Annotated in this window: 15 protein-coding genes and 1 pseudogene; 7 read left to right on the forward strand and 9 right to left on the reverse strand. The window is 55.4% G+C overall.

The window, feature by feature from the left end; genetic code table 11:
* Window positions 1-6: 6 nt before the first annotated feature.
* The 5 genes from JWF83_RS25130 to sapC form a co-directional block, all read right to left on the reverse strand.
* Window positions 7-1146 carry a CMD domain-containing protein gene (locus JWF83_RS25130; RefSeq protein WP_413653224.1) on the reverse strand — a complete coding sequence of 380 codons (1140 nt, stop codon included), beginning with the start codon at window positions 1144-1146 and terminating at the stop codon, window positions 7-9.
* Between the two features lie 254 nt (window positions 1147-1400).
* Window positions 1401-2189, reverse strand: a complete 789-nt coding sequence (gene fabI, locus JWF83_RS25135) for an enoyl-ACP reductase FabI (RefSeq protein WP_413653225.1) — start codon at window positions 2187-2189, stop codon at window positions 1401-1403.
* A gap of 181 nt (window positions 2190-2370) precedes the next feature.
* Window positions 2371-3177, reverse strand: a complete 807-nt coding sequence (sapF, locus tag JWF83_RS25140; protein ID WP_413653226.1) for a putrescine export ABC transporter ATP-binding protein SapF — start codon at window positions 3175-3177, stop codon at window positions 2371-2373.
* Window positions 3177-4169, reverse strand: coding sequence for a putrescine export ABC transporter ATP-binding protein SapD (gene sapD / locus JWF83_RS25145; RefSeq protein ID WP_413653227.1), 993 nt, complete (start codon window positions 4167-4169; stop codon window positions 3177-3179). Before sapD ends, sapF begins: the two co-directional genes overlap by 1 nt.
* Window positions 4169-5059 (reverse strand): putrescine export ABC transporter permease SapC, encoded by an 891-nt coding sequence (sapC, locus tag JWF83_RS25150; protein WP_413653228.1) that lies wholly within the window; start codon window positions 5057-5059, stop codon window positions 4169-4171. The genes sapD and sapC overlap by 1 nt, the downstream gene beginning before the upstream one ends.
* A 90-nt stretch (window positions 5060-5149) precedes the next feature.
* Here sapC and JWF83_RS25155 point away from each other — a divergent pair.
* Window positions 5150-5502: pseudogene (locus tag JWF83_RS25155) on the forward strand (Arm DNA-binding domain-containing protein); the annotation flags it as partial.
* A 600-nt stretch (window positions 5503-6102) separates the two neighbouring features.
* Here the strand turns inward: JWF83_RS25155 and JWF83_RS25160 are convergent.
* Window positions 6103-7560: an efflux transporter outer membrane subunit gene (locus JWF83_RS25160; protein ID WP_413653229.1), complete on the reverse strand. Its 1458-nt coding sequence runs from the start codon at window positions 7558-7560 to the stop codon at window positions 6103-6105.
* Between the two features lie 89 nt (window positions 7561-7649).
* Here JWF83_RS25160 and JWF83_RS25165 point away from each other — a divergent pair, with 89 nt between their 5' ends.
* The 5 genes from JWF83_RS25165 (at window position 7650) to JWF83_RS25185 (ending at window position 14363) form a co-directional block, all read left to right on the forward strand.
* Window positions 7650-8264 (forward strand): TetR/AcrR family transcriptional regulator, encoded by a 615-nt coding sequence (locus JWF83_RS25165; RefSeq protein WP_413653230.1) that lies wholly within the window; start codon window positions 7650-7652, stop codon window positions 8262-8264.
* Between the two features lie 75 nt (window positions 8265-8339).
* The gene (locus JWF83_RS25170) at window positions 8340-9449 is read left to right on the forward strand and encodes an efflux RND transporter periplasmic adaptor subunit (RefSeq protein WP_413653231.1); all 1110 of its coding nucleotides are present in this window, start codon (window positions 8340-8342) and stop codon (window positions 9447-9449) included.
* Window positions 9446-12535: an efflux RND transporter permease subunit gene (locus JWF83_RS25175; protein WP_413653232.1), complete on the forward strand. Its 3090-nt coding sequence runs from the start codon at window positions 9446-9448 to the stop codon at window positions 12533-12535. Before JWF83_RS25170 ends, JWF83_RS25175 begins: the two co-directional genes overlap by 4 nt.
* A 75-nt stretch (window positions 12536-12610) precedes the next feature.
* Entirely contained in the window at window positions 12611-13900 is a 1290-nt protein-coding gene (gene fabF / locus JWF83_RS25180; RefSeq protein WP_413653233.1) for a beta-ketoacyl-ACP synthase II, read from the forward strand.
* 256 nt (window positions 13901-14156) lie between these two features.
* Window positions 14157-14363 (forward strand): hypothetical protein, encoded by a 207-nt coding sequence (locus tag JWF83_RS25185; RefSeq protein WP_413653234.1) that lies wholly within the window; start codon window positions 14157-14159, stop codon window positions 14361-14363.
* 209 nt (window positions 14364-14572) lie between these two features.
* Here JWF83_RS25185 and sapB read toward each other — a convergent pair whose 3' ends face one another.
* The 3 genes from sapB to pspF form a co-directional block, all read right to left on the reverse strand.
* A complete protein-coding gene (gene sapB, locus JWF83_RS25190) occupies window positions 14573-15538 on the reverse strand; it encodes a putrescine export ABC transporter permease SapB (protein ID WP_413653235.1) in 966 nt (321 codons plus the stop codon).
* Window positions 15535-17163: an ABC transporter substrate-binding protein SapA gene (gene sapA, locus JWF83_RS25195; RefSeq protein ID WP_413653236.1), complete on the reverse strand. Its 1629-nt coding sequence runs from the start codon at window positions 17161-17163 to the stop codon at window positions 15535-15537. Before sapA ends, sapB begins: the two co-directional genes overlap by 4 nt.
* A gap of 350 nt (window positions 17164-17513) precedes the next feature.
* On the reverse strand, window positions 17514-18521 hold the full coding sequence (gene pspF / locus JWF83_RS25200; RefSeq protein ID WP_413653237.1) for a phage shock protein operon transcriptional activator: 1008 nt from the start codon (window positions 18519-18521) through the stop codon (window positions 17514-17516).
* A gap of 177 nt (window positions 18522-18698) precedes the next feature.
* On the opposite strand from pspF, the gene pspA reads away from it, so the two are divergent.
* The gene (gene pspA / locus JWF83_RS25205) at window positions 18699-19364 is read left to right on the forward strand and encodes a phage shock protein PspA (protein ID WP_413653238.1); all 666 of its coding nucleotides are present in this window, start codon (window positions 18699-18701) and stop codon (window positions 19362-19364) included.
* Window positions 19365-19404: the final 40 nt, after the last annotated feature.

Here is a 19404-nt window from a genome sequence, read left to right on the forward strand (position 1 = left end):
TCCGGTTTAGCCGCCAAGCGTTTGCATCAGGCGGTTATTCCAGTTGGCAAATGCCACATGCAGAATCAGTCTGAACAACGCCGGTTGCGATACGCCTGCTTCAACCAGGGGTTGCAGATGGGCGGCGCTAAAACGCTCCGGCGAGCGGGTCAGCTGCGCCGCAGCCTGGATCACCGCGTGCGCCAGTGGCTGTGTTTTACTGGCGTTCAGCGCGTCGTCGATGCCCTGAATCAAGGGCTCACGCCACTCACCCTGATAAAGATAAAAACAGCTGGCGCTGCCGTTAATCCGGGCGCTGACCGCGGCGCCCAGCAGGTCCTGCCCGGTTTGCTGATCTTCCAGCATGGTCAGCAGTTGAGTCCAGCCGTACAGCGCCTGCGCATCGTGGGCAAACAGCCAGGCGCTTTGTTGCAACGCCTGCTGCGTCTGGCAGAAGGTGAGGGCTTCCAGCTGTTCTGCACTGGCATAGCGCAACTCCACCGGCGGCAGTTGCGGCTGCCACTGTGGCTGCACCGCAAAACGCGCCGCATCGGCATCCGCCGGCGTGCTGATGCCCGGTATCCAGCGTACTGGCAGCGCCATCAGGGCCTGAATTCCGGCGACGACGCGCGCCTGGTAACTGATAAAGCCAATTAGCTGGCTGAAGGTAATAATATCGGGTTCGGTCAGACCAACCTCTTCCAGCCGTCGCAGGGCTGCGCTATCGATCAGCGTCGGCTGGCTGGCCAGCTGGCGCGAATATTGGGTGATTTGCGTCAGACGGTTATTGCTTTCCCGTGACGAGTCTGGCCCCGGTAGGGGGGTCAGCCGCGCCGCATAATGGTTGCACAGGCGCTGGATACCGGTTACCTGCGCCACCGTCAGAGCGGTACACAGGCGATCGTAAAGCGTCAGTGTATGGGTCAGCGAAGTATGCAGCGTATCGGGCAACAGAATTTTGCTGAGGTCGCGCGACGCCTGCAAAGCAGAGCGTTGAGATTGTAGCGTCGGCAGCAACGGCCCTGTCGTCTGTTGCATCAGACCGAGCAGAAAACGGTCTTCCAGCTCTGCAGCTTCGGGAACCAGCGGCGACTCCTGCTCAGCATAAACACTGGATTGTGTTTCGTGGTACCAGTGATTGTTGCCGGGATAACGGCGTTGTTCCATGGTCATTCCTTTTTCAAGTTAACTGACCCGGACGTTCGACGATGAAAAGGGGAAGAAAGGGATACGCCGGGCCTGAATGGCACAGTTATCCTGACCTAACAGGACCAATGAACCAAAGAATGTTAAGTGATAATTAATAGCGGGAAGGTATATACCGGTGATACTTCAGGTTGGCGGGAGTGATTCAGGGCATAACTGAATAAGTCGTGGGGGTAACGCGCGGAGAAGGGCGAGGCAGGCCTCGCCCGGCAGAGTTATTTCAGTTCCAGCTCGTTCATCGCGGCGATACTGAAACCGCCATCGACGTGCAGAACTTCACCGGTAACGCCGGCAGCGAGATCGGAACACAGGAAGGCAGCAGAGTTGCCGACATCCTCAGTGGTCACGGTACGGCGAATTGGGGTAACCGCTTCGCAATGCGCCAGCATTTTACGGAAATCTTTGATGCCTGATGCCGCCAGAGTACGGATTGGACCGGCAGAAATGGCGTTCACACGGACGCTGTCCGGGCCCATGGCGTTAGCCATGTAGCGCACGTTAGCTTCCAGTGAGGCTTTCGCCAGACCCATTACGTTGTAGTTAGGGATCGCACGCTCAGCGCCCAGATAAGAGAGCGTCAGCAGCGCAGCGTTCGGGTTCAGCAGCGCGCGGCACTCTTTCGCCATGGCAACAAAGCTATAGGCGCTGATATCGTGGGCGATTTTAAAGCCTTCGCGGGTCACCGCATTCACATAATCGCCATCCAGCTGGTCAGCCGGTGCGAAGCCGATGGAGTGAACAAATCCATCAAATTTTGGCCAGGTTTTTGCCAGTTCAGTAAACAGCGCTTTGATGCTCTCATCTTCAGCAACGTCACAAGGCAGAACGATGTCAGAGCCCAGCTCTTTAGCAAACTCCTCCACACGACCTTTCAGTTTGTCGTTTTGGTAGGTGAAAGCCAGTTCAGCGCCCTGTTTGTGCATCGCGTGCGCAATACCGTATGCGATAGAGAGTTTACTGGCAACGCCAGTAACCAGAATGCGCTTACCGGAAAGAAAACCCATAGCTGTAATCCTTATGGTCATTGTTGTTGGCGGCCGCGCTGGACAATAAATAAGCGACCGACGTTAATCGACCCGGCATTCTAGCACGAGTCTTTTCACGGCGTAAGCCGACATGTTGCAAACCCGCCGGGGACGCATTGATGCATCCCGTTGCGCAGCAGATTTATTAACTGCAGCTAAATCAAAGGTCTCGTCGCCAGGCATCGGCAGTTAATGCTTCACCAAAATGGCTGGTGATCAGGCGTTTGGTTAAATCATGCAGCGGGCTGGCGAGCACATCGGCAGTACTACCGCGTTCCACCACTTCACCCTGATGCATTACCAGCAACTGGTCGCTGATATGTTTCATCATGCCCAGATGCTGGGTGACGTAAATATAAGAGATACCGTGTTTATCCTGCAATTCAAGCATCAGGTTAATCAGCTGTGAGCGCATCGACATATCCAGCGAAGCCAGCGCTTCATCGGCGATAATCACCTTTGGTTGCAGGATCAGGGCGCGGGCAAGGCCAATACGCTGTTTTTGTCCGGGGGCCAGCATATGCGGATAATAGGCCGCATGGTCGCGCAGCAAACCGACCTGGCGCAGGGTGGCGATAATACGCTTTTCGCGCCCGGCGGCATCAAGCTCGCTATTCAGCCGCAGCGGTAATTCGAGGATCTGGCTGATACGCTGGCGGGGGTTCAGCGAGGTTGACGGATCCTGAAAAATCATGCGAATGCGCTGGCTGCGATAGCCGTAATCGCCATATTCCAGCGGGTGATCATCGATCAGAATTTCGCCTTCGCTGGGCGCGATCATCCCGCTCAGCATTTTGGCCAGCGTGGATTTACCCGAGCCGTTTTCGCCGATAATCGCCAGGGTCTGTTTTTCCCGCAGGGTAAAACTGATGGTTTTTACCGCTTCCACATGCTGACGACGAAATAGCCCGGTACGATAGCGGTAAGTTTTGCTGAGATTACGCACTTCAAGTAGCGTTTCAACCATCACTGACCCTCCATATTCAGTGGGAAGTGACAGGCAAACAGATGCGATCGGTTGCCGCTCAGACGCGGCGTATCAATGCATTTTTTCTGGGCATACGGACAACGCGGTCCGAGGCGGCAGCCTATCGGTAAATGTTCCAGTGACGGAATCGCCCCCGGCAGGGTATTCAGCCGGCTTTTATGCGGCAGCGCCCGGCCAAAGTCCGGCATGGCGCGGATCAGCGCCTGAGTGTACGGATGATGCGGCGCGGAGATCAGCTCTTCACTTTGCGCGCTTTCCACCGTCTGACCGCAGTACATCACATTAATCCGGTCGGCCCAGTGGCTCATCATCTGCAGGTCATGGCTGATCAACAGAATGGTGGTGTTATTGTTCTGATTAAGACGCGTCAGCAGACGGAAAATTTGCGCCTGGGTGGTGGGCTCCATGGCGTTGGTCGGCTCATCGGCAATCAGCAGACGTGGCTGGTTTGCCAGCGCAATGGCAATCATCACTTTCTGGCATTCGCCGTCGGTCAGTTCATAGGGAAAGCTGCGCATAATATCGCGGTGATCTTTGATCCCGACGCGATGCAGCAGTTCGATGGCACGGCGATGACGCCAGCGGAAGCGCTGATACCAGCGGCCTTTATAGGTCCAGCCGGGGATCGCCTGCATAATCTGGCGACCAATACTCTCTGACGGATCAAGACAGGATTGCGGTTCCTGGAAGATCATCGACACGTTATGGCCGACGAGGCGGCGGCGTTCGCGTGGCGACAGGTGCAGCAGATCGATATCGTCAAAGCGCATACGGTCGGCGGTGACCCGCCAGTTATCTTTGGTTACGCCGCAAATCGCTTTCGCTATCAGACTTTTACCGGATCCGGATTCGCCCACCAGGCCGCGTACTTCACCCTCGTTTAGCGTCATGCTGACGCGATCAACCGCTTTTACCGGCCCGTCGGCGGTCATAAATTCAATCGTCAGATTGCGAATATCGAGTAATGGCATTATTCCACCCCCGCTTCAATGGCGCGGCGGACGCCGTCGCCCAGCAGGTTAACAATCAGTACGCTTATCATAATCGCCGCTCCAGGCAGCATCACTGTCCAGGGGGCAACATAAATCAGCTCCAGCGCATCACCCAGCATCGTTCCCCATTCCGGCGAGGGCAGCTGTGCGCCGAGGTCGAGAAAACCCAGTGCCGCAACATCAAGAATCGCCATTGACATTGCGCGGGTAAACTCCGTCACCAGAATCGATAAAATATTCGGTAAAATGGTGTGCCAGAGGATATTAAAGCTACTGGCGCCATCAAGCCGTGCGGCGATCACATAATCCTTCTCCAGTTCATCATGGACCGCGCTGTAAATGGCGCGCACCAGACGTGGCAGTATCGCCAGCCATACGGCCAGTAATGCGTGTTCGAGGCGAGGTCCGAGAAACGCCACCACCACGATCGCCAGCAGCAGCGAAGGAATCGACAGCAGCGTATCAAGAATATGGTTCAATATCGCCGAGCGCAGGCCGTGAGTCAGACCCGCCAGCACACCGATCACCATGGCGCAAACAGCGGCAAGGACGGTAACCAGCATCGCTGAACCGACAGTCGGCGCGGCGCCGCTCAGTAAGCGGCTTAATACATCGCGGCCTAAATCGTCGGTGCCGAGAAAGAAGGAGACATCGCCATAACGCGACCAGGAGGGCGGCAGTAACTGATAACCGAGGAACTGTTGATCGAGACCGTAAGGCGCCAGCACGCCGCCCAACAGGCACAGCAGTAGCAGGGCGATAAAACCATAAAAGCCGATCATCGCGGTCGTATCGCGATAAAACAGGCCCCAGGTATGCCGGAAAGGGCTTGGCAGGCGTTTCTCGGCGTAAATATTATCGGAGGGCATAGATTATCACTTGATAGCCATTTAGGATGTTTGATTTTAGTTTAAATATTTTCTTCATATCAACGCCTTACGTTTAATCGTCGCTTTATCATGCTTTATGCTGGTTGCGAGAGAATAGCTCTGATTGACAGATTTTGTGTCCATTTCTGCGTATCCGAAAAAGGAGTGTACACACGGCTTATCGATACCAAACTCAGACAGGCGCCCGGCAAACGTCGCGATAAAATCGCGCTCGTTTCTGATTCGCATGGATTAAACGTCAGGCTTTCACTCACTGGCGGCGTCATGGTGACCGCTGGCGAGATAAGCCCGTACCACTCAGCATAGGCGATTATCCTTCTATATCACTGTTACAAGCAAGGGAACGCAGGCAGCAATTTCGCACATGGATTACAAAAGGTTACGATCCGCAGCGCCAGGTAGTGCTGGAGAGGAGGCGAAAGGGGGGATTATGAGCGTGACAACCCTGGTCTACTGGCTCCGGGTGTTTGATGGAATCGGGCATCGCGCCGATACAATCCGCGGTCCGGGCACTGGCATTCAAGTGGGTCAGAATAGGTTACTGTTGCTGGAAGACCATAATCCGCTACGACGAAGCAAAATATTTGCTGGCACTGAATAAGCGAAATTCGCCCTTACTGAAGCCATACATCAATCTTAAAACGCGTGCGTAATTCATCTGCCAGCAACTCAAGCTTATTGAGCCGCCGGGCTAGCAGAATAAGTGATTTTCCCTGTGCGGCATATTGACGCGCGAACTCTTCACCAAATCCGCCTGGTGATTATCCAGGGTCCAGCAGGGATATTCTCTCGCCAGTCTTTGAGCCCGCTCGCTGTTCCCGGGGGAGAGAAACACCTGTGCGTCCGGTACCGCCTGAAACAATCCGCTGACCAGTTTTTCGGTTAACATATCATCGCCCAGAATACCTATCCTTTTCATCCGTCCCCCGGTTATCAGTACGGCCCTGCGGTGTTATTCACGGTAAAGGGTAGCCACGTCTGTGGCGCTGTTTGCCCTCAGTTACGTGAAGATTCTCTGCGCCCTATGGCGTCCGGGTGGCGGTTTCTGGCGGCTGCCAGCCGCCTCCGAGCGCCCGGAACGTAGCTACAGCTGTGCGTGCAGATTCGGTCTGCGCCTGCGCTCTGGCGTCGGAAGCCTGCAATAGGGTTTCATCGTTGTGCAGGACGTCAATCAGGCTGGCGGTTCCTTGCTGGAAGGCGATGAAAGACGACTGGCGGGCGCTGGCCAGGGCGGTTTCGCCCCTGGTGAGCGCTGCGGTCTGTGATTCACGATTGACCAGGGCGGAGAACGCGTTTTCAACGTCTTCAGTGGCGTGTAACACTGACAGACGGTAAGCGGCGAGCGCTTCCGCCTCCTGGCCTTTAGCCTGATCTATCCGGGCATTGATACGGCCAAAATCGAACAGACGCCAGCGTAGTCCCAGCACGGCTGCCGACTGGCTGGCATCGCCGGAGAACAGGTTGCCGCTTGAAACGGCCGTTGCGCTGCCGAGCAATGCACTGAGTGAAAACTTCGGATAATACTCGCTGACGGCTACGCCGATGCGTGCGCTGGACGCGGCGAGGCGGCGTTCTGCCACGATAATATCGGGCCTGCGGCGCAGCAGGTCGGCAGGTGTGCCTGTTGAGGCTATCTGCGGAGCCTGCGGAATGGCGCCCGGGGAAGCTAACTGAGCGCGATGGGTACCGGGGGGCGTACCGAGCATGACGTCTAATGCATTTATGGCGGCATCAATCCCTGTCCGGAGAACCGGCACGGTTGCCTGAACCTGCGCCAGGGCTCCTTCTGTCTGACGGAGCTGATACTCGGGCGCCAGCCCTTTACTGTGGAGGAGTTGTACTTTATCCAGCAACTCCTGCTGCGTACTGACCTGTTTGTCAGCGATTGCCAGCCGGGCTTGTAATCCGCGCAGGGTGATATAGCTATCGGCCGTTTGGCTGGCGACGGCAAGGCGGGTCGCGGCGACACCCGCCTCAGAAGCCTGATAGTCAGCCAGTGCAGCCTGGCGACCGCGTCGCAGTCCACCGAAAACGTCAATCTCCCAACTTGCGTTCAGATCGGTTTCATAGGCATTGCCGTAGCGATTATAATCCGGCGTCGAGTTGAGCACCTGACCAAGCGGGGTTTCGACTGACTGATATGCGCGTGCGGCTTGTCCGCTGATGTTACCCGAGGGCAACAGCGCGGCTGTCGCCGCACCAAGTCCGGCGCGGGCCTGCGCCATCCGGGCGGTTGCCTGAGCAAGATCGAGATTCTGCGCGAGCGCGTCTGAAACGAACTTACTCAACAGGGGATCGTCAAAGCCTTCCCACCAGACGGCAAAACTGGCTGGTCGGGATGTGCTTCTCTGCTGGACGGCAGTCTGAGCCTGATACCGCTCCGCAAGGGGCGCATCCGGGCGATGATAATCTGGCCCGACGGTGCAACCCGACAGCAGGCCGGCGCTCACCACCAGTGCAAGAATACGTAGGGGGAACATTGATATTCCTTGAGTCAATTTGGGAGTGTGACTATATTACTAAATGGTCACTCGTTGTCAATCAGGGCTCATTGAGCTAAGCTGGGAAAATGACTACACACATAAATGTACATCCCCCGCGGGGGCCATCGGACCATAGTGTCCGTGATCAGGTCGTAGAAGCCGCTACCGAGCATTTCAGCCACTTTGGCTACGAGAAAACCACCGTGTCCGATCTGGCAAAAGCAATCGGTTTTTCAAAGGCTTATATCTATAAATTTTTCGATTCCAAGCAGGCGATTGGCGAGGTGATCTGCACCAACCGGCTGGCGATGGTCATGGCGATTGTCAATTCAGCGATCGCTGATGCGCCGACGGCCTCTGAAAAATTGAGGCGTTTATTCCGCGCACTGACTGAAGCCGGCAGCGATTTGTTTTTTCACGATCGCAAGCTTTACGACATTGCGGCGGTTGCTGCGCGTGATAAGTGGCCCTCTGCGGTGATGCATGAAGAACGCCTGCGGCAACTGCTTGAGCAAATCCTTCTTGAGGGGCGGAAGACGGGGGAATTTGAACGTAAAACGCCGCTGGATGAGGCTGTGCATGCGATATATCTGGTTATGCGGCCTTATATCAGCCCTGTTCAACTGCAATACAATCTGGAGACGGCATCGTCAGCCGCCGCACTACTGTCATCACTGATCCTGAGAAGTTTGTCTCCCTGAGTTTGTGACTATTGACATTATTGGTCACTAGTCTGAGAATGCGGTTACTGTCCTATTAAATGAATAAGGGAACCCATGCTCAGGCTTAAACCTGCCACCTTTGCTGTTTGCCTGTTGCCGCTCGCCCTGGTGGCCTGCGGTGACCCTTCTGGCGTAGACGATCCGCGTAGTCAACCTCCACTGGTAAGAACTGCCACCGTATTGAGTGCTGCCGATGCCTCGCGCGCATTCACCGGCGTTGTTGTCGCACGAATTCAAAGTGATCTCGGTTTTAGAGTGCAAGGCAAAATCCTTGAACGTCTGGTGGACACTGGTCAGAGCGTTAAACTCGGTCAGCCATTGATGCGTCTGGATCCCATTGACCTGAGCCTGCAGGCGCAAGCTCAGCAACAGGCAGTCGCGGCTGCACGGGCTCGCGCCAGACAGACAACTGATGATGAGGCTCGTTATCGCGGTCTGGTCGCCGCAGGCGCCGTATCTGCATCGGCTTACGATCAGATCAAGGCTGCAGCTGACACGGCTAAAGCAGAACTCAGTGCTGCCCAGGCGCAGGCAAATGTGGCGCAAAACGCGACGGGTTATGCCGTACTGCTGGCCGATGCCGACGGCGTGGTAATGGATACGCTGGCAGAACCTGGCCAGGTGGTCAGTGCAGGGCAGCCGGTGGTCAGGTTGGCCAGGGCAGGGCAGCGTGAGGCCATCGTGCAGTTACCCGAGACGCTACGGCCCGTTGTCGGAAGCGAGGCGCGGGCAACGCTGTACGGCACAGAAAAACAGTCAGTTCCGGCGAAACTGCGCCTCCTTTCCGATGCGGCGGACCCGCTGACGCGCACCTTCGAGGCGAGGTATGTACTTGAGGGGGCGCTGGCGAGCGCACCGCTCGGGTCCACCGTTACGCTGCATATTGCAGAAGATAAACTAAGCCGCCAGTTGCTGCAGGTGCCTTTAGCTGCAATCTACGATCCGGGTAAAGGGCCGGGTGTCTGGGGCATTGCAGGGAAGCCAGCCACAGTGTCATGGCGGCCCGTTCAGATACTTGGATTGGGTGACGATGTTGCAAGGGTGACCAGTAGCCTCAAGCCGGGTGAACAGGTGGTTTCCCTGGGTGCGCATTTGCTGCATGACGGTGAGGCTGTCCGAATAGCTGAACAGCGCGATGCCAGTGTCGCCGGGAGCCGGCCATGAGCGAGGGTAGGTTCAATCTTTCGGCGCTCGCCGTCCGCGAACGTTCTATCACACTCTTCCTGATCATCCTGATTACGGTTGCCGGTATTCTCTCGTTCTTCGAACTGGGCCGGGCGGAAGATCCGCCCTTTACCGTCAAGCAGATGACGATTGTTTCTGCCTGGCCTGGCGCGACCGCGCAGGAGATGCAGGATCAGGTTGCCGAACCGCTTGAAAAGCGCATGCAGGAACTCAAGTGGTATGACCGTAGTGAGACTTATACGCGTCCGGGGCTGGCGTTTACCATGCTGTCACTGCAGGACCGCACGCCGCCTTCACAGGTTCAGGAAGAATTTTATCAGGCGCGCAAGAAGCTCGGTGATGAAGCAAAAAACCTGCCGGCAGGCGTCATCGGGCCGATGGCCAATGATGAATTCTCCGACGTGACCTTTGCACTCTTTGCGCTGAAGGCGAAAGGGGAGCCGCAGCGGCTGCTGGTCCGGGACGCGGAATCGTTGCGCCAGCGGCTTCTGCATGTGCCGGGGGTCAAGAAGGTCAATATTATTGGCGAGCAGGCCGAGCGCATCTTTGTCTCCTTCTCGCATGACCGCCTGGCTACGCTGGGCATTTCTCCTCAGGATATTTTCGCCGCCCTGAACAGTCAGAACGTACTGACGCCAGCCGGTTCGATTGATACCAGCGGACCGCAGGTCTTTATCCGTCTGGATGGCGCCTTTGACAAACTGGAGAAAATCCGCAAAACCCCCATCGTCGTTCAGGGCAGGACGCTGCAGCTTTCGGACGTGGCAAGCGTTGAACGGGGCTACGAAGATCCGGCGACCTTTATGGTCAGAAACCAGGGCGAGCCGGCACTGCTGCTGGGTATCGTAATGCGTGAGGGCTGGAACGGTCTGGATCTGGGTAAAGCGCTGGATGCGGAAACAGCTAAAATCAATGAGGACATGCCACTGGGCATGACGCTGACGAAGGTTACCGATCAGTCAGTCAACATCAGCTCGGCTGTTGACGAGTTTATGATCAAATTCTTTGTCGCGCTGCTCGTGGTGATGGTGGTCTGCTTTGTCAGTATGGGCTGGCGCGTGGGGGTGGTGGTGGCCGCTGCGGTGCCGCTCACGCTGGCTGTGGTTTTTGTGATAATGGAGGCTTCCGGCAAAAACTTTGACCGCATTACGTTGGGTTCCCTGATCCTGGCGCTGGGATTACTGGTGGATGATGCCATCATTGCCATCGAAATGATGGTGGTGAAGATGGAGGAGGGCTACGACCGCATCAAAGCTTCGGCCTATGCCTGGAGCCATACGGCCGCGCCTATGCTTGCCGGCACGCTGGTCACGGCCGTCGGGTTTATGCCCAATGGGTTTGCACAGTCGACCGCGGGTGAATACACCAGCAATATGTTCTGGATTGTGGGTATCGCCCTGATTGCTTCCTGGGTGGTGGCGGTAGTCTTTACGCCTTATCTGGGCGTGAAAATGCTGCCAGAGATCAAAACGGTTGCGGGCGGACACGCGGCCATCTATGACACGCGCCATTACAACCGCTTTCGCCGCGTGCTGAGCCGCGTCATCGCGCGAAAATGGCTGGTGGCCGGTACCGTTATCGCTGTGTTTACCGTCGCTATCCTCAGTATGGGACTGGTAAAAAAGCAATTCTTTCCCACCTCTGACCGCCCGGAGGTACTGGTAGAGGTGCAGATGCCTTATGGCACCGCCATTGAGCAGACCAGTGCCACAACGGCAAAAATCGAAAGCTGGCTGAAAAAACAGAAAGAGGCAAAAATCGTTACGTCCTACATAGGACAGGGTTCGCCGCGTTTTTATCTGGCCATGGCGCCCGAGTTGCCTGACCCCTCGTTTGCGAAAATTGTCGTGCTGACGGACAGTCAGGAAGCGCGTGAGGCGCTCAAGTTACGACTGCGTGAAGCGGCCGCCGACGGGCTGGCTCCTGAGGCGCGCGTGCGCGTGACTCAACTGGTGTTCGGTCCGTATTCACCTTATCCGGTCGCTTACCGGGTCATGGGGCCTGATCCCACCAAACTGCGCGAAATCGCAGACAAGGTAGAAAAGGTGATGCAGGCCAGCCCGCTGATGAGGACCGTCAACACCGACTGGGGTCCGCGGGTGCCGACACTGCATTTCACGCTCAATCAGGACCGGCTGCAGGCGGTGGGGTTGACATCGAATGCGGTCGCGCAGCAGCTTCAGTTTCTGCTTTCAGGCGTTCCGATCACCTCTGTGCGTGAAGATATCCGTTCGGTGCAGGTCATGGGGCGCGCGGCGGGAGATATCCGGCGCGATCCGGCAAAGATAGCCGGCTTTACCTTAGTGGGTTCTTCCGGCCAGCGTATTCCTTTATCACAGATAGGGGATGTCGGTGTGCATATGGAAGATCCTCTTCTGCGCCGCCGTGATCGCACCCCGACGATTACCGTGCGCGGAGATATCGCCGAAAACCTGCAACCGCCGGATGTTTCTACGGCGATTCTGAAACAGTTACAGCCCGTCATCGCCACACTACCGGCCGGATATCGCATTGAGCAGGCTGGCCCGATCGAAGAATCAGGAAAAGCCACCAGGGCGATGGCCCCACTGTTCCCGATCATGATTGCCATGACACTACTGATCATTATCCTGCAGGTGCGGTCGATGTCGGCAATGGTGATGGTATTCCTCACCGCACCACTGGGGCTGATTGGCGTGGTGCCAACGCTGCTGCTGTTTAACCAGCCTTTTGGCATCAATGCACTCGTGGGGTTGATCGCGCTGTCGGGCATCCTGATGCGTAACACTCTGATCCTGATAGGGCAGATCCATCATAACCAGCAGGAAGGGCTGGCGCCATTCCATGCGGTAGTCGAGGCGACGGTGCAGCGATCCCGACCGGTGTTGCTCACGGCAATGGCCGCCATTCTGGCGTTTATCCCCCTGACGCACTCGGTATTCTGGGGAACGCTGGCTTATACCCTGATTGGCGGGACGCTTGGCGGCACCATTATCACGCTGGTCTTCCTGCCGGCAATGTATGCCATCTGGTTCAGAATACGTCCCGATCAACAGGCGTCCACTGAAAACAAACATACGACGTAATACCGACCGCAGGGGGCCCTTGCACCACGGCCCCCTCACACGACGATCGATAGATGAAATGATGAGGATATATTTATGACGCCCATAAGTCACAAGCGAATAGTCGTAACCGGCTGCGGCATTATCAGTCCTCTGGGATGTGGTACCGAGATCGTCTGGCGCAGGCTGCTGGAAGGACGATCAGGCATCAGAAGCCTTTCTGCTGAAATCGCTGAAGGAACCGGTATTTCCGTCGCAGGGCAGGTGCCTTTACTTTCAGCAGACCCCGAGGCGGGATATGAGCCAGAGCGGTTTATACCTGCCAAAGAACGCAAGAAAATGGATCGCTTTATCGAGTTTGCCCTTATAGCGGCTCAGGAGGCGCTGACGCAGGCGGGCTGGCACCCGGCGAATGAAGAAGAGCGACAAAGGACGGCGACAATTATCGCATCGGGAGTGGGGGGATTCGGTGCTATTGCGGACGCGGTTCGAACCACTGATGCGAGAGGTCCCCGGCGTCTGTCGCCTTTTACCGCTCCCTCATTTCTGGCCAATATGGCCGCAGGTCACGTCTCGATTCAGCATGGCTTTAGGGGACCGATCGGCGCACCGATCACGGCCTGTGCAGCCGGTGTACAGGCAATCGGAGACGCGGCCCGGTTAATCAGAAATGGCGAAGCAGACATTGCCATTTGCGGCGGTACAGAAGCCGCCATTGATCGCGTAACGCTGGGGTGCTTTGCCGCTGCACGTGCGCTTTCCACCGGATTTGCAGACCAGCCATGGGAAGCGTCAAGACCTTTTGATCGTGATCGAGGCGGGTTTGTTATGGCGGAAGGTGCCGGATTATTAGTGATTGAATCCCTTGAGCACGCGCTGGCGCGTGGCGCGACGCCACTGGCAGAATTGGTGGGATATGGCACCAGTGCCGATGCATGGCATCTGACCGCCGGGCCGGAAGATGGTAGCGGTGCCCGACGGTCAATCGAGTTGGCTTTAGGCCAGGCCGGGGTAAATGCTGATGATATACAGCACATCAATGCCCATGCTACCTCGACCCAGGTGGGTGACAGAGGAGAACTGATGGCGATACGGTCTGTGTTTGGTAATGAATCAAGCGTGGCAATCAGTTCGACAAAATCCGCCACCGGTCATCTGCTGGGTGCTGCGGGCGGCATTGAGGCCATATTTACGGTGCTTGCCCTGCGTGACCAGGTTATCCCGCCCACGCTGAATCTGCATAACCCGGATGAGGCAGGCCACGGCCTGAATTTTGTCGCGTTAACGGCACGTTTTGCTGCCATAACGCATGCCTTATCAAACGGGTTTGGTTTTGGCGGTGTCAATGCCAGTGTTCTGTTTCGCCGATGGGAAGCAACGCCATGAGTGGATTTCATCTGCTAATCCCGGCTTTTACCGATGTAGCAGGAGATATGACGGTTGTTCAACCACGAGGGAGTGAGATGTCTTTTATACGCAGACCGTCAGTTTCTTTTTATGGTTATCCGGCTTTGTTTCTCTATTTTGCCGTACCGCCTGCAGGTCAGCGCCAAACATCTGGAGTTGACGCCGGAACAGTGAGTTCTGCTAAACCAGACAAGAAACGCATTTTCATATTAGCAACATTCCATGAGTGTTTATCATGAATCCAGAAACTTCGCCCACTGTAATCGTTCCCGAAGCCCATTTTACTGAGGGGCAGCCGCTAACAGGAAAAATAGTCGCATTACTGGCGGGGCTTTCGGCGATCAGCATACTGTCCACTAATTCGCATTTTCTTCTCAAAGCTGTATGGGTATCAGATCTGCTATTGCTGGAATACCTGTTCTTCAGAACGGTATTATCGTGATTCATGTCCCGCACCGTTCAGTTAACTCGGGGCCACCCGCGGGTGGCTTTGCCTGGCGGAGCTCAATTTTGTTCAATCCGGATGATCTACCTGGAGGAAATTGTTGCACTGAACGCCATCTGTACCTAATCGTTTGTTTAGATGCGTAAAATAGCCAAATAAAATCATAACTTATTGAATTTATTTGTGCTTTTCCATCCTGATATCACCTATCGCAGAGCATACCACTCTTTATGCTTCAGCGGATTTGTCATGGCGCCCAAAATATCGGACAGGACATTTACGGTAATCACCAGCGCACCCACCACCATTACCCCGGCGGAAATGGCGGCGTAATCCTGCTGGTGGATGGCATTGATCAACCAGCGGCCAAGGCCCGGCCAGCTAAAAACCACTTCGGTAATCATCGCCAGGGTCAGCATCGTGGCGAATTGCAGGCCGAGGCGCGGTATTACCGGCGGCAGGGCATTGTGCAGCACGTGGCGACGAATAACGGTAAAGCGTGATAAGCCGCGGGTGGCGGCGGCCTTGATATAGTTTTTGTCGATCACATCGCTGGTGCTGATGCGCAGCAGACGAATCACTTCGGTGGTTGGCCCTACCGCCAGTGCGGTCACCGGCAGGATCATATGGGTGATGGCGCTGGCCAGCATTTCATGACGCCAGGGGGAGTCGCTGAGCCAGGCGTCGATCAGGGCGAAACCGGTGACATTTTTTACTTCATACAGCAGATCAAAACGGCCAGAAACCGGCAGCCAGCCAAGGTGTAGCGAGAAGAACAGGGTCAGCAACAGCGCCAGCCAGAATACCGGCATCGAGAAACCCAACAGCGCCAGCGCGCTGATCAGCTTATCCTGCCATTTATTGCGCATCACACCGGCAATAATACCCAGCGGAATACCGACCAGCAGCGCAAGACTGAAGGCCATTACGCACAGTTCCATGGTGGCGGGAAACACTTCACGTAACTGCTGATTAATCGACTGGCCGTTAATGCTGGAGACGCCAAAATCGAGCTGCAGAATCCCTTTAAACCAGAACCACCAGGCATCCAGCAACGATGCCCCTTGCAACGGGGCATTCGGCGTAAAGTAACTCAGGCTAAAGCCTACCAGCGTCAGCATAAACAGCGTGGTAATCAACAGCACCAGACGCCGTAGCGTATAGATAATCATTGCTTTGGTTCCTCGCTATTATCACGATGCACACCGGCAAAGGAAGCGTTACCAAACGGGCTCAGCACCAGCCCCTGAATATCATGGCGATAGGCCTGCAGGCGCAGTGACGAAGCCAGCGGTAATACCGGCAGCTCTTGCGCCAGTATGCGCTGTGCTTCATCGTAATGATCAATGCGCGAGGCCAGCTGCTGTGACAACAAGGCCTTATGCAGTACTTCATCAAAGGCCGGATTACACCAGTGAGCAAAATTGGTCTGCGAGTTAATCGCCGCACAACTCAGCAGCGGCCGGAAGAAACTGTCCGGATCGTTACTGTCGGTGGCCCAGCCGGTGAGCGTCAAATCGTGGTTCATCTCCATCAGACGGGCTTCCTGAAAACGGCCATCAACCTGCACAATGGTCACGCGAACGCCAATCTGCGCCATATCTGCCTGAATTAATTCAGCAGTTTTTAGCGGGCTCGGGTTCCACGACTGTGACGACGACGGTACCCACAGTTTTAAATGCAGATCCGCCACCCCCAGTTTTTTCAGTTCATCGCGCGCTTTTTGCGGATTATATTCCGTGACGCGTGCGTCATTATCATATGCCCAGGAGGCGCGAGGCAGAATTGAGGCGGCGGTTTCGGCGGTGCCGTAATAAATCGACTCCATCAGCCGCTCATTATTAATCGCCAGCGCCAGCGCCTGGCGCACTTCAGGGCGATCCAGCGGTGGTTTGCGGGTATTAAACGCCATATAAGCGATATTCATTCCCGGGCGCAGCGTCAGACGTAGACGCGGGTCGTCACGCAGTATCGACAACTGACTGGCGGCGGGGTAAGCCAGCACATCGCACTCGCCGGTTAATAATTTGGACAACCGACCCATTCCGCCAGCTCCCATATCCACCACTACCTGGGGCATAAGTGGCATTCCTTTCCAGTACACCGGGTTGCGCGCCAGACGAATATACTGACCGGCACGATACTCATTCAGCATAAATGGCCCGGTACCGACCGGCTGGCGATCCATCAGCTCCTGACGATTGATTTTGTCCAGCTGGCTGGCGTATTCAGCCGACAGCACCGGCGCATAGTGAGTGGCAATATGCCAGAGGAAAGAGGCGTCCGGACGATTAAGGCGGATTTCCAGCGTATCGCTATCCAGCTTTTTAACGCTCTGTACCGCATCGGCGAACTGCAGGCTGTCAAAGTAGGGGTAGCTGCCGCCGCTGACATTATGCCAGGGGTGTTGGCGATCAAACATGCGAGCAAAGCTAAATACCACATCATCGGCATTCATTGGCCGCGTCGGGCTAAACCAGCTGGTGCTCTGAAAAGGAACGTTATGGCGTAAATGGAAACGGTAAGTCGCGCCGTTATCCAGCACTTCCCAACTGGAGGCCAGCTCGGGAATAAGACGATAGGTATACGGGTCGACATCCAGCAGCCGATCATAAAGCTGCGCTGCAAGCGTATCTACTGCCAGCCCGCTACTGGCCAGCTGCGGGTTAAAGGTGTTCATCACGCCGCTGACGCAATAGACAAAGCCGCTCTGGCGAATATCGCCGGGCGTTGCCGACCAGGCAGAGGCGCTTAACACGCTAAGTCCGAGTAGCAGAGTGGAGAATAATTTTGGCATCGGGTTTGTTAGGTTCACGGGCAATATGCAGAGTGTATCGCACTATCTGCATTGTCCCAAAGATTGCCTGGGTAACTGCCTCTTTTCCAGGCGATTTTATTCATAAAAGGCCACAGCAGGCGGGGGAGCGGGGAGTGAATAAGCCTGGCGTTATTATGGTAATGAGAAAAATTCTCAACAAAGTGCTTTACAACTGGTATTGCGAATGATTACTATTCATCTGCACTTCGACGGTGGCTCTACCGAAGAAGAGCACGACATTGCTCACATTGCTTCCAGTATTTTTCAGCCCGCCTTGCGCGGGCTTTTTTTTTGCTATGAAATCATATGATAGAAACACTCTTGCAAAGTTAACCAAGTGATTCTTCGCTGTCATCCGTTACCCGTATTCCATGTTTTTTTAGCATAGCGCGCAGTTGATGATAGGTGACGCCAAGCAGCGCGGCGGCGCGACGTTGATTAAAGCGCGCCTGTTGCAGACTGTTTTCAACTAACGCTTTCTCCTGCTGATTTTGCCACTGACGCAGATCCAGCGGCAGATCGGGGAAGGGGGCGCTCTTCAGTTCTGCTACGGCGACAGCCGCTGAACGGCGAAACGGATCGATAATAATGGTGTCCAGCTGTTGCTCAATAGTGTTGTGACGATAAACCGAACGCTCGACCACATTTTTCAGTTCACGCACATTACCCGGCCAGTGATACTCCAGCAGTACCTGTTGCGCCCAGTCGGAGAAGCCGGGAAACAGCGGCAGACCCAGCTCCCGACACATCTGAATGGCGAAATGCTCGGCCATTACCAGGATATCGCTGCGTCGTTCTCGCAGCGGCGGCAGCTGCACCACATCAAATGCCAGCCGATCCAGCAGATCAGCGCGGAATTTTCCTTCGCGCGCCAGCGCGGGCAAATCATCATTTGTTGCACATACCAGCCGTACGCTAACCTGCAACGGCTGGCTGCCGCCGACACGCTCCAGCTGACCATACTCAATTACCCGCAGTAATTTCTCCTGTACCAGCATCGGCGCCGTCGCCAGTTCGTCAAGAAACAGCGTGCCGCCATCGGCACGTTCAAAGCGTCCGAGATGGCGTTTTTGCGCCCCGGTAAAGGCGCCGGCTTCGTGGCCGAACAGTTCAGAGTCGAGCAGGTTTTCGTTAAGCGCGGCGCAATTGAGCGAGATAAACGGCCCCTGCCAGCGGTCAGAAAGGTAATGCAGGCGGCTGGCGATCAACTCCTTGCCGGTACCGCGTTCACCGATAACCAGTACCGGTTTATTTAGCGGGGCAAGACGCGAAACCTGTTCCAGCACTTCGAGAAAGTTATTCGATTCGCCCAGCAGATTTTCGTTATGTTCACTCATGATGAATTTCACCAGATGTTAGTGTATGAAACCACCTTACGCGCAGAGATAACCAATGTAAAGCGGGTGAATTATTGAAAATCAATAACATATAAACTGGCACGCTTCTTGAATTAGTTAAAGCGCTAGTAAACGCGCTATACAGCTTTGCAGACCACTATTATGAGGGTTTTAATTATGGGTATTTTTTCTCGCTTTGCCGACATCGTGAACGCCAACATCAATTCATTGTTGGAAAAGGCTGAAGATCCACAAAAGCTGGTACGCCTGATGATTCAGGAGATGGAAGACACGCTGGTTGAAGTGCGTTCCACCTCAGCACGGGCGCTGGCGGAAAAGAAACATCTGATTCGTCGTATCGATCAGGCCGAAACGCAGCAGAGTGAGTGGCAGGAGAAAGCCGAGCTGGCCCTGCGCAAAGATAAAGAGGATCTGGCACGCGCCGCGTTGATTGAAAAACAGAAACTGACCGATCTGAACGCCACTCTGCAACAGGAAGTGAGCCAGGTGGAAGAGACGCTGACACGCATGAAAGGTGAAATCAGCGAGCTGGAGAAAAAACTCAGCGAAACCCGTGCACGCCAGCAGGCACTGACACTGCGTCATCAGGCAGCCTCTTCATCCCGTGATGTGCGTCGCCAGCTTGATAGCGGTAAAATTGATGAAGCGATGGCGCGTTTCGAGTCTTTTGAGCGCCGTATTGACCATATGGAAGCGGAAGCGGAAAGCGTCAGTTTTGGCAAAAAGAAAACTCTCGATCAGGAATTTGCTGAACTGAAAGCCAGTGATGAGATCAGCGAACAGCTGAACGCGTTAAAAGCCAGAATGAATCGTAGCGAGTAAGTTCGCTGCGGGCATCCACTGCGATGCCCGTTACATCATC

It is taken from the genome of Pantoea sp. B65, assembly GCF_047308185.1.
Lineage (GTDB): Bacteria > Pseudomonadota > Gammaproteobacteria > Enterobacterales > Enterobacteriaceae > Erwinia.

Excerpts from the sequence above, each read along its gene's own strand:
- JWF83_RS25130 (WP_413653224.1), bottom strand. The coding sequence starts at position 1,146 with ATGGAACAACGCCGTTATCCCGGCAACAATCACTGGTACCACGAAACA.
- fabI (WP_413653225.1), bottom strand. The coding sequence starts at position 2,189 with ATGGGTTTTCTTTCCGGTAAGCGCATTCTGGTTACTGGCGTTGCCAGT.
- sapF (WP_413653226.1), bottom strand. The coding sequence starts at position 3,177 with ATGGTTGAAACGCTACTTGAAGTGCGTAATCTCAGCAAAACTTACCGC.
- sapD (WP_413653227.1), bottom strand. The coding sequence starts at position 4,169 with ATGCCATTACTCGATATTCGCAATCTGACGATTGAATTTATGACCGCC.
- sapC (WP_413653228.1), bottom strand. The coding sequence starts at position 5,059 with ATGCCCTCCGATAATATTTACGCCGAGAAACGCCTGCCAAGCCCTTTC.
- JWF83_RS25160 (WP_413653229.1), bottom strand. The coding sequence starts at position 7,560 with ATGTTCCCCCTACGTATTCTTGCACTGGTGGTGAGCGCCGGCCTGCTG.
- JWF83_RS25165 (WP_413653230.1), top strand. The coding sequence starts at position 7,650 with ATGACTACACACATAAATGTACATCCCCCGCGGGGGCCATCGGACCAT.
- JWF83_RS25170 (WP_413653231.1), top strand. The coding sequence starts at position 8,340 with ATGCTCAGGCTTAAACCTGCCACCTTTGCTGTTTGCCTGTTGCCGCTC.
- JWF83_RS25175 (WP_413653232.1), top strand. The coding sequence starts at position 9,446 with ATGAGCGAGGGTAGGTTCAATCTTTCGGCGCTCGCCGTCCGCGAACGT.
- fabF (WP_413653233.1), top strand. The coding sequence starts at position 12,611 with ATGACGCCCATAAGTCACAAGCGAATAGTCGTAACCGGCTGCGGCATT.
- JWF83_RS25185 (WP_413653234.1), top strand. The coding sequence starts at position 14,157 with ATGAATCCAGAAACTTCGCCCACTGTAATCGTTCCCGAAGCCCATTTT.
- sapB (WP_413653235.1), bottom strand. The coding sequence starts at position 15,538 with ATGATTATCTATACGCTACGGCGTCTGGTGCTGTTGATTACCACGCTG.
- sapA (WP_413653236.1), bottom strand. The coding sequence starts at position 17,163 with ATGCCAAAATTATTCTCCACTCTGCTACTCGGACTTAGCGTGTTAAGC.
- pspF (WP_413653237.1), bottom strand. The coding sequence starts at position 18,521 with ATGAGTGAACATAACGAAAATCTGCTGGGCGAATCGAATAACTTTCTC.
- pspA (WP_413653238.1), top strand. The coding sequence starts at position 18,699 with ATGGGTATTTTTTCTCGCTTTGCCGACATCGTGAACGCCAACATCAAT.